The 8,469-nt window shown below is 72.0% G+C and carries 6 protein-coding genes, 1 pseudogene and 1 riboswitch; of the genes and pseudogenes, 1 reads left to right on the forward strand and 6 read right to left on the reverse strand.

Annotated features, from left to right (window positions below; all coding sequences use genetic code 11):
• Positions 1-22: 22 nt before the first annotated feature.
• The 6 genes from cobF to RT323_RS00650 are packed head-to-tail and all read right to left on the reverse strand — an operon-like array spanning position 23 to position 7,817.
• Positions 23-790, reverse strand: a complete 768-nt coding sequence (cobF, locus tag RT323_RS00625; RefSeq protein WP_313404116.1) for a precorrin-6A synthase (deacetylating) — start codon at positions 788-790, stop codon at positions 23-25.
• Positions 787-4,392, reverse strand: a complete 3,606-nt coding sequence (cobN, locus tag RT323_RS00630; protein WP_313404118.1) for a cobaltochelatase subunit CobN — start codon at positions 4,390-4,392, stop codon at positions 787-789. The genes cobF and cobN overlap by 4 nt, the downstream gene beginning before the upstream one ends.
• Positions 4,389-5,042, reverse strand: a complete 654-nt coding sequence (locus RT323_RS00635) for a (2Fe-2S) ferredoxin domain-containing protein (RefSeq protein ID WP_313404120.1) — start codon at positions 5,040-5,042, stop codon at positions 4,389-4,391. Before RT323_RS00635 ends, cobN begins: the two co-directional genes overlap by 4 nt.
• A complete protein-coding gene (locus RT323_RS00640) occupies positions 5,039-5,797 on the reverse strand; it encodes an ABC transporter ATP-binding protein (RefSeq protein ID WP_313404122.1) in 759 nt (252 codons plus the stop codon). Before RT323_RS00640 ends, RT323_RS00635 begins: the two co-directional genes overlap by 4 nt.
• On the reverse strand, positions 5,794-6,855 hold the full coding sequence (locus RT323_RS00645; RefSeq protein WP_313404124.1) for an iron chelate uptake ABC transporter family permease subunit: 1,062 nt from the start codon (positions 6,853-6,855) through the stop codon (positions 5,794-5,796). The genes RT323_RS00640 and RT323_RS00645 overlap by 4 nt, the downstream gene beginning before the upstream one ends.
• Positions 6,855-7,817 carry an ABC transporter substrate-binding protein gene (locus tag RT323_RS00650; RefSeq protein ID WP_313404126.1) on the reverse strand — a complete coding sequence of 321 codons (963 nt, stop codon included), beginning with the start codon at positions 7,815-7,817 and terminating at the stop codon, positions 6,855-6,857. The genes RT323_RS00645 and RT323_RS00650 overlap by 1 nt, the downstream gene beginning before the upstream one ends.
• A gap of 78 nt (positions 7,818-7,895) precedes the next feature.
• Positions 7,896-8,086, reverse strand: a riboswitch (cobalamin riboswitch).
• 40 nt (positions 8,087-8,126) lie between these two features.
• Between RT323_RS00650 and RT323_RS00655 the strand changes: the two are divergent.
• Positions 8,127-8,469, forward strand: a pseudogene (locus RT323_RS00655) (nitrite reductase); the annotation flags it as partial.

Genomic DNA, 8,469 nt, shown 5'->3' on the forward strand with positions numbered 1-8,469 from the left:
GTGACCACAGGCGACCTGACACTCATGGGCGAGTGACTCGCCGCAGGAGATACGTGTCCATCACCCAGCCCTGCGCCGACCGGGCCTCCTCGCGGCGGTCGGCGATCGCCTCGGCGACCTCGTCGAGACGACCCGCGATCAGCTGCTCGCCGGGCGAGCCGAGGTTGGCGCCCCACCAGATCCACCAACCCGACGGGTCTGGCAAACGGCAGCACGTGAGCGCGCCGTCGAGCATCACGACGAGGTTGTCGCCGCTCGCCGCGTCGTCGAGCAGGCGCCGTCCCGTCGTGATTGTGATGGGGCCGCCGATCGTGTTCAGGACGAGTCGGTGGCGCGCGGCCAGCAGCTGCACGCTGCTCAGGCCGGGGACGACCTCGACCTCCACGTCGACGACCCCACGCTCGGCGATCCGGTCGGCGATCCGGATGGCCGAGTCGTACAGCGCCGGGTCGCCCCACACGAGGACCGCCGCGTCGCCGGGGTTCTCCAGCAGGGCGCTCTCGAAGGCGAGGGCGCGCGCCTCGTGCCAGTCGCGCACCGCGGCCCCGTAGTCGGCCGGGTCCGCGCGGTCACGCTCGGGATCGGCGACGTGGACCGTCCGCCACGGTCCCGCCACGTGCCGCTCGCAGATCGCGTCACGCCGCTCGATCAGGTCGGCGGTCCCGGGGTGCTGGGCGGTCTTGTCGGCCACGAGGAAGTAGTCCACCTCGTTCAGCACCCGCGCGGCCTGCGCGGTGACGAGCTCGGGATCGCCCGGGCCGAGCCCGACGAGCGCGAGCCTGCGGCTCACGCGTCGTCCTCCAGGTCTCCCTCGACCTCGAGGTAGACCCGCGCCATCTCGGCCATGACCTCGGCGTCCGGCTCGGACCACAGCCCGCGATCGGCCGCCTCGTTGAGCCGCTCGACGATGCCACGCAGGGCCCACGGGTTCGCCCGTCGCATGAACTCCTGGTTCGTCTCGTCCAGGACGTACTCCTTGGCCAGCGACTCGTACATCCAGTCGTGCACGACGCCGGCCGTGGCGTCGAACCCGAAGAGGTAGTCGACGGTGGCGGCCAGCTCGAAGGCGCCCTTGTACCCGTGGCGCTGCATCGCCGAGATCCAGCGCGGGTTGACGACACGGGAGCGGAAGACCCGGTTCGTCTCCTCCTGCAGCGAGCGCGTGCGCACCGCGTCGGGCGACGTCGAGTCACCGACGTACGCCTTCGGCTCCGTTCCGGTGAGCGCGCGGACCGTGGCGATCATCCCGCCGTGGTACTGGAAGTAGTCGTCGGAGTCGGCGATGTCGTGCTCGCGCGAGTCGACGTTCTTCGCCGCGACCGCGATCCTCCGGTAGCTCGTGCGCATGTCGTCGCTGGCCGCGACGCCGTCGAGCCCCCGGCCGTAGGCGAAGCCGCCCCACGCCGTGTAGACCTCGGCCAGGTCGGCGTCGTCGCGCCACGAGCCCGACTCCACCACCTGCAGGATGCCCGCGCCGTACGACCCCGGCTTCGACCCGAAGATGCGCGTCGTCGCGCGGCGCTCGTCGCCGTGCTCGGCCAGGTCCTGGCGGGTGTGGGCCCGGACGAAGTTCGACTCGTCCGGCTCGTCCAGCCCCGCCACCAGCTGAACGGCATCGTCGAGGATCTCGATGACGTGCGGGAAGGCGTCGCGGAAGAAGCCCGAGATCCGCACCGTCACGTCGATGCGCGGTCGCGCGAGCTCCTCGAGCTCGATGACCTCGAGCCCGTTCACCCGCCGCGAGGCCGGGTCCCACGTCGGTCGCACGCCCAGCAGGGCGAGCACCTCGGCGATGTCGTCGCCCGAGGTGCGCATGGCCGACGTGCCCCAGACCGACAGGCCGACCGAGCTCGGGTACTCCCCCGTGTCCTCGAGGTGACGGGCGACGAGCGACTCGGCCATCGCCTGTCCCGTGTCCCACGCCAGCCGGGACGGGACCGCCCGCGGGTCCACCGTGTAGAAGTTCCGGCCCGTGGGCAGGACGTTGACCAGGCCTCGCAGCGGCGAGCCCGAGGGTCCCGCCTGGACGAAACCGCCGTCGAGCGCGTGCAGGATGTTCGTGAGCTCGTCCGTCGTCGCCGCGAGGCGCGGGACGACCTGCTCGGCGGCGAACCGCAGGACCGCGCGCACGACCGGGTCGTCGTGCACGTCCTCGACGGCGGCGACGTCCCAGTCCGACTTCTCCATCGCCTCGACGAGGCCTCGTGCCTGCGACTCCACGAGGTCGACCTCGGACAGCGGTGAGTCCTCGGTCAGCCCGAGCGCGGCCCGCAGCCCCGGCAGCGCCTTCTCCTGGCCGCCCCACACCTGCGTGGCCCGCAGTACGGCCAGCACGAGGTTGACGCGGCCCTCTCCGGTGGGCGCCTGTCCCAGGACGTGCAGGCCGTCCCGGATCTGGACGTCCTTGATCTCGCACAGCCAGCCGTCGACGTGCAGCAGGAAGTCGTCGAACTCCTCGTCGCCGGGACGCTCGTCGAGGCCGAGGTCACGGTGCATCTGGGCCGACTGCATGAGCGTCCAGATCTGCTGGCGGATGGCCGGCAGCTTCGGCGGGTCCATCGCGGCGACGTTCGCGTACTCGTCCAGCAGCTGCTCGAGCTTCGCGATGTCCCCGTAGCTCTCGGCGCGCGCCATCGGGGGGACGAGGTGGTCGACGATCGTGGCGTGCGCGCGCCGCTTCGCCTGGGCGCCCTCGCCCGGGTCGTTCACCAGGAACGGGTAGATCAACGGCATGCTGCCGATGGCGGCGTCGGTGGCGCAGGCCGCCGAGAGGGCCGCGTTCTTGCCGGGCAGCCACTCCATCGACCCGTGCTTGCCCAGGTGCACGACGGCGTCGGCACCGAAGCCGTTCTCGAGCCAACGGTAGGCGGCGAGGTAGTGGTGCGAGGGCGGCATGTCGGGATCGTGGTAGATCGCGACGGGGTTCTCGCCGAAGCCGCGCGGCGGCTGGATGAGGATGACGACGTTGCCCGCGCGCAGGGTGGCGAGCACGATGTCCCCGGCGTCGTCGACGAACAGGGACCCGGGCGCCTCACCCCAGGTCTCGACCATCTCGTCGCGCAGGTCCGCGGGCAGGTCGGCCGTCCAGCGCAGGTACTCGTCGCGGCTGATGCGCACGTGCGAGCTGCTCAGCTGTGCCTGCGTCAGCCACTCCTCGTCCTGGCCGCCCGCCTCGATCAGCGCATGGATGAGCGCGTTGCCCGACGTGGTGTCGGGCTCCTCGCCCTCGACAGCGGGCAGCGGGTCGAGGCCCGGGATGTCGCCGGGGGCACCGAGGTCGTACCCGGCGTCGCGCAGTTGGCGCAGCAGGCGGATCGCCGAGACCGGCGTGTCGAGCCCGACCGCGTTGCCGATTCGGCTGTGCTTCGTCGGATACGCCGACAGCACCAGGGCGACCTTGCGCTCGGCCGGCGGCACGTGGCGCAGCCGGGCGTGGTTGACGGCGATGCCGGCCACGCGAGCACAGCGCTCAGGGTCGGTCTCGTACCGCGGCAGTCCGTCCGCGTCCACCTCCTTGAACGAGAACGGCACCGTGATGAGGCGGCCGTCGAACTCGGGGATCGCGATCTGCGTCGCGGAGTCCAACGGCGTGACCCCGTCGTCGGAGGCCTCCCACTCGGCCTTCGACGAGGTGAGGGCCAGCGCCTGCAGCACGGGCACGTCGAGGGCACGCAGCCGCTCCACGTCCCAGGACTCGTCGTCGCCACCCGCGCTGGCCGTGGCCGGCTTGGAGCCGCCGGCCGCCAGGACGGTCACGACGATCGCGTCCAGCGTGGCCAGCTGGTCGAACAGGTCGTCGGCGGCGGCCCGCAGGGACGACACGAAGATCGGGACGCCGACCGCCTTGCCCGTGGCGTCGATCGCGTCGGCGAGGTCGTGCGCGAAGCGCTGGTTCCCGCTCACCTCGTGGGCCCGGTAGTAGAGGATGCCCACGCGTGCCGGGTCGGTCGACGCGGGGGTGGGCCGCTCGCCCACGCCCCACTCGGGCAGCACGGCGGGCGGCTCGAAGCCCTCCCCCGTCAGCAGCACGGTGTCGGAGAGGAAGGCGTGCAGCTGCCGCAGGTTCTCGTCGCCGCCCTCGGCCAGGTAGCGGTGCGCCTCGGCACAGACGCCGATCGGCGCGGTCGACAGCTCCATGAGCGCCGCGTTCGGCGTCCGCTCGCCGCCGAGCACCACGAGGGGACGGCCGCTCGAGCGCACTTGCGCGGCGATGTCGCGCACGTCCTCGGGCGAGCCCAGGACCCGCAGGACGACGAGGTCCGCCTCGTCCACGAGCGCGTCCCGGCGCTCGTCGGACACCCGGACGGGGTTCGCCCACGAGTAGCTCGCTCCGCTGGCGCGAGCCGAGAGCAGGTCGGTGTCCGAGGTGGACATGAGGGCGATGCGGGTCATGATGCTCCTTCGGTGGGAACGGTCGAGCCGGGAAGTCGGAGGTCGTCGAGTGGTCGGTCCGCGGCGAGGTGCTCGCGCACGAGGCGGGCCGCGTCGCCGGGCAGGACCGGTCCGTACCAGGCACCCTCCGGGTGGACGACCGCGACGGGACCGTGGTTGCAGGGGAAGAGGCAGCCGGTCTGGGCCATCAGGACGTCCTGGTCCGTGAGGCCGGTCTCGACCAGGGCCATGACGAGCGCCCGGTAGGTGTCGTCGGAGCCGCGTGCGCTGCACCGCGGCCCTCGACACAGCAGGAGGTGGTGACGGTGGTCGGGCGGCGCGTCCCAGGCCGACGAGGACAGTGGCGCCTCGCGTCCCGTGATCACGCGCTCGCCGAAGTGGATCGTGGGCGGGTCGACCTGCTCGCGGTGCCAGTGGCCGGCCACCCGGCCCACCCACGACCGTGCGTATCCCAGGTCGTCGGTGCTGATCGGCTCCAGTCGCAGCTCGCGGACGCCCTCGGCCTGCAGTTCGTCGAGCACCCGGACCAAGGTCGGCTCGGCGCCCTGCAGGAAGGCGATCCGCGCCCCGGCATCCGCGGCGGCCCGGCGCAGCACGGGTTGGCGGGCGGCATCGGGCAGCGCCGTGGCGACGTGGACGAGGACGCTCATGGGTGCCACACCACCGTCAACCGTTGCGCGATGCGGTGGTGCTCGACCTCGGCACGGACCCCATACGTGTGCTCGATCAGCGGACTGGACAGCAGCTTCGCGGCCGGACCGTGGGCGACGACCCGGCCCCCGTCGAGCACCACCAGCCGGTCGCAGTACGCCGCCGCCAGGTCCAGGTCGTGCAGCGCGGCGACGGTCGTGATCCCGAGCCGGCGCACCGTCCGGAGCAGACCGATCTGATGACCCAGGTCCAGGTGGTTCGTGGGCTCGTCGAGCATGAGGATCGAGGGCTGCTGCGCCAGCGACCGCGCCAGCTGGACGCGCTGGCGCTCGCCTCCCGACAGGGTCTGCCACCGCCGGTCGGCCACGTGGAGGACATCGGCGTCGGCCATGGCCTGCCCGACGACGTCGGCGGTACGGACCGCACCGGCTCGGCGCCCCCGATGAGGAATGCGACCCAGCTCGACGACCTGGCGGGCCGTGAGGTCGAGCGAGGTCGTGGCCTGTTGCTCCAGCAGGGCGATGATCCGAGCACGCTCGCGGATGGGGATGGCCGCGATGTCGCGACCCTCGAGGACCACGCGCCCGGACGTGGGTCGTGCGAGTCCGGCCAGCAGCGTCAGCAGGCTCGTCTTGCCCGAGCCGTTCGGGCCGATCAGGCCCGTGACCGAACCGGTCGGGACGGAGGCGGAGACGTGCTCGAGCACGCGGGTCCCCCGTCGGACCCACGTCACGTCCTGGACCTCGAGATTCATGCCGTGCTCCCCTGTCGATGCAACAACCAGACGAAAACCGGAGCACCGACGGCGGCGGTCACGACGCCCACGGGCACCTCCTGGCCAGGGACGACGGTGCGTGCCGCCGTGTCGGCCAGGACCAGCAGCAACGCTCCGCCAACCGCACTGAGTGGCAACAGCGTCCGGTGCAACGGACCGCACAGCAGGCGGGCGAGATGCGGAACCACCAACCCGACGAACCCGATCGCTCCGGTGAACGCCACCAGGCCTGCGGTCACCACCGCGGTCGCGACCATGAGGGTCCACCGTGTGCTTCGGACACCGACCCCGAGCGAACCGGCCGCCACCTCACCGAACGCGAAGGCGTCCAGCGCGCGGGTGTACACCATGACCAGGCAGAACGCGAGCACCACGAGCCCGACCAGGACGAGGGCGCCGTTCCACCGGATGCCGGCGAGCGACCCCAGCGTCCAGCCCAGCACCCGCCGTGCGGCGTCATGATCCCCGCTCATCATGACGACGAAGGAGGTGTACGCGGCGCACATCTGCCCCACGGCGACGCCGGCCAGGACGACCCGCGTGGGGGGCAGGGCACCGCTGCGGCCACTGGCCAGCGTCAGGACCAGCGCGAGAGCGGCCAAGGCGCCCACGAACGCGCCGGCGCCCACCAGGGCGGTGCCGACGAGCCCCGCGAACGAGACGCCCAGCACGATGACGCTCACCGCGCCGACCGCGGCCCCGTTGGAGATGCCCAGCAGGTAGGGGTCGGCGAGGTCGTTGCGGGTGAGCGATTGCAGGACGGCGCCGCACAGCGCGAGTCCCGCACCGGTCGCCGCTGCACCCAGCACGCGGGGAAGCCGCAGCTGCCACACGATCCGATCGTCCAGCAGCGAGACGTCGAGTCCCGGCACTCCCAGCCGACGGCCGACGACCTCCCACACGCTCACGACGGGCACCTGGACCGAACCCAGCATGAGGGCGAGTGAGACCGTGGCGCCCAGCAGTACGCACACGAGCACGACGCCGCCACTGGCCCGGCTGTGCCATCGGACGGAGCGCTCCTTGCGCTGCAGCATCAAGGACGGCCGAGTGCGATCAGACGATCGGACACCTGCTGCGCGCCGTCGACGAGGCGGACGCCCGGGGTCGACTCCGAGTAGGCCACGGTGATGAACCGGTCGTCACGGACCGCGCGCAGCCGCTTCAGGACCGGGTCCTTGCGCAGGTGCGCGATCTTCTCCGCGGCGGACGACCACGAGGCGTCGGCCACGACGATCACGTCGGGTTCGGCCTTCACGACCCGCTCCCAGGAGACATCGGCCCATCCGCCGTCCAGACCGCCGAAGACGTTCGTGGCGCCCACCGCGTCCAGGATCACCTGGGGACCGCCCTCGCCGGCTCCCGCCAACGCGGTCTTGTCGCCCGAGTCGTACCAGAAGACCCGCGTCCCGCGACCCGCGCCGACCTCGGCCAGCTCCTCGACCGTCGCGCGCTGGTCGCTCTCGATCCTGGCCGCACGCTCCGGCACGCCGAAGACGTCCGCGACGGCGTGGATCTCCTGCCAGACGGACTCGAAGCCCACCTCGGCCCGGTCGCGGGCGTCGGGACATCCGAACGGGGACAGGTAGGAGCCGATGCCCAGCCCCTGCAGTTCCTCGCGCGTCCCGGCCGACTCATCCGCGAACGCGCTGGCGTACGAGCCGTAGACGAAGTCGGGCTCCTCGGCCAGGACGGCCTCGTGCGAGGGGTACTCGGCCGCCAGCACCTTCACCTTCGCGTAGGCGCCGGCGAATCGAGGTGCGATGGCGTCATCGAGGTAGGCCGTGCCGGCCAACCGCTGCTCGAGTCCGAGCGCGAGGGCCACCTCCGTGGCGCCCTGGTTCAAGGTGATCGCCGCCTGCGGCGGGGCCTTCACGGTGCTGACGTGGCCACAACTGGTGGCCTCGACGGGGAAGCCGGCCGCGGTCGCACCCTTCCCCGCAGATTCGGTGGGAGCTCCGGCACAGCCGGTCAGCATGGATCCGACGAGAACGAACATCGCAAGACGATGGGGAACGCGCATGGCGTGATCCTTCGAGGTCTGGGGCTCTTTCGCGAAGCCCGGCGGGACCGCACGGCGGTCGCCGTGAGGGCCAGCAGGTCTTCGGACTCGGGATCAACCGGACGGAGCGCCTTCCCAGACCTTGCGGACCAGTGGCTTCATGCCCCGCCCGTCACCCTCACCGCTGCGCGTCAGTCCCGGACTCTCACCGGGTTCCCTGGCTCATCGCTGAGTTTGACTGGCGAGCCGACCGTAGCAGTACCGACGCCGGATCGTCGCCGGGAGGGTGAGTGGCACCATGTCCGCGTGACCGAACGGACCCGCCGCGACCTGTGTCCCGGACTGCTTCGACCCTGGATCGCCGACGACGGCGCCCTGGTGCGCCTCCGGGTGCCCGGCGGGCACCTGTCCGCGGACGCGCTGACGCGGCTGCACGACGTCGCAACGGCGCACGGCGACGGCAGCGTGCACCTGACGAGCCGCGCGAACCTGCAGGTGCGCGGCATCCGCCACGACGACGGCTGCCTGGCCGACGCCGTCGTCGATGCCGTCATGGACACCGGCCTGATGCCGTCGACCTCGCACGAGCGTGTCCGCAACGTCATGGCGTCACCGCTGACCGGGCTCGCCGGGGGCGCCGGGCTCACCG

Origin of the sequence: Aeromicrobium sp. (genome assembly GCF_032084975.1) — a bacterium.
Classification (GTDB): Bacteria; Actinomycetota; Actinomycetes; order Propionibacteriales; family Nocardioidaceae; genus Aeromicrobium.

Bases quoted from the DNA above. Each gene is read 5' to 3' on its own strand.
- cobN (WP_313404118.1), bottom strand. From the start codon at position 4,392: ATGACCCGCATCGCCCTCATGTCCACCTCGGACACCGACCTGCTCTCG.
- RT323_RS00635 (WP_313404120.1), bottom strand. From the start codon at position 5,042: ATGAGCGTCCTCGTCCACGTCGCCACGGCGCTGCCCGATGCCGCCCGC.
- RT323_RS00640 (WP_313404122.1), bottom strand. From the start codon at position 5,797: ATGAATCTCGAGGTCCAGGACGTGACGTGGGTCCGACGGGGGACCCGC.
- RT323_RS00645 (WP_313404124.1), bottom strand. From the start codon at position 6,855: ATGCTGCAGCGCAAGGAGCGCTCCGTCCGATGGCACAGCCGGGCCAGT.
- RT323_RS00650 (WP_313404126.1), bottom strand. From the start codon at position 7,817: ATGTTCGTTCTCGTCGGATCCATGCTGACCGGCTGTGCCGGAGCTCCC.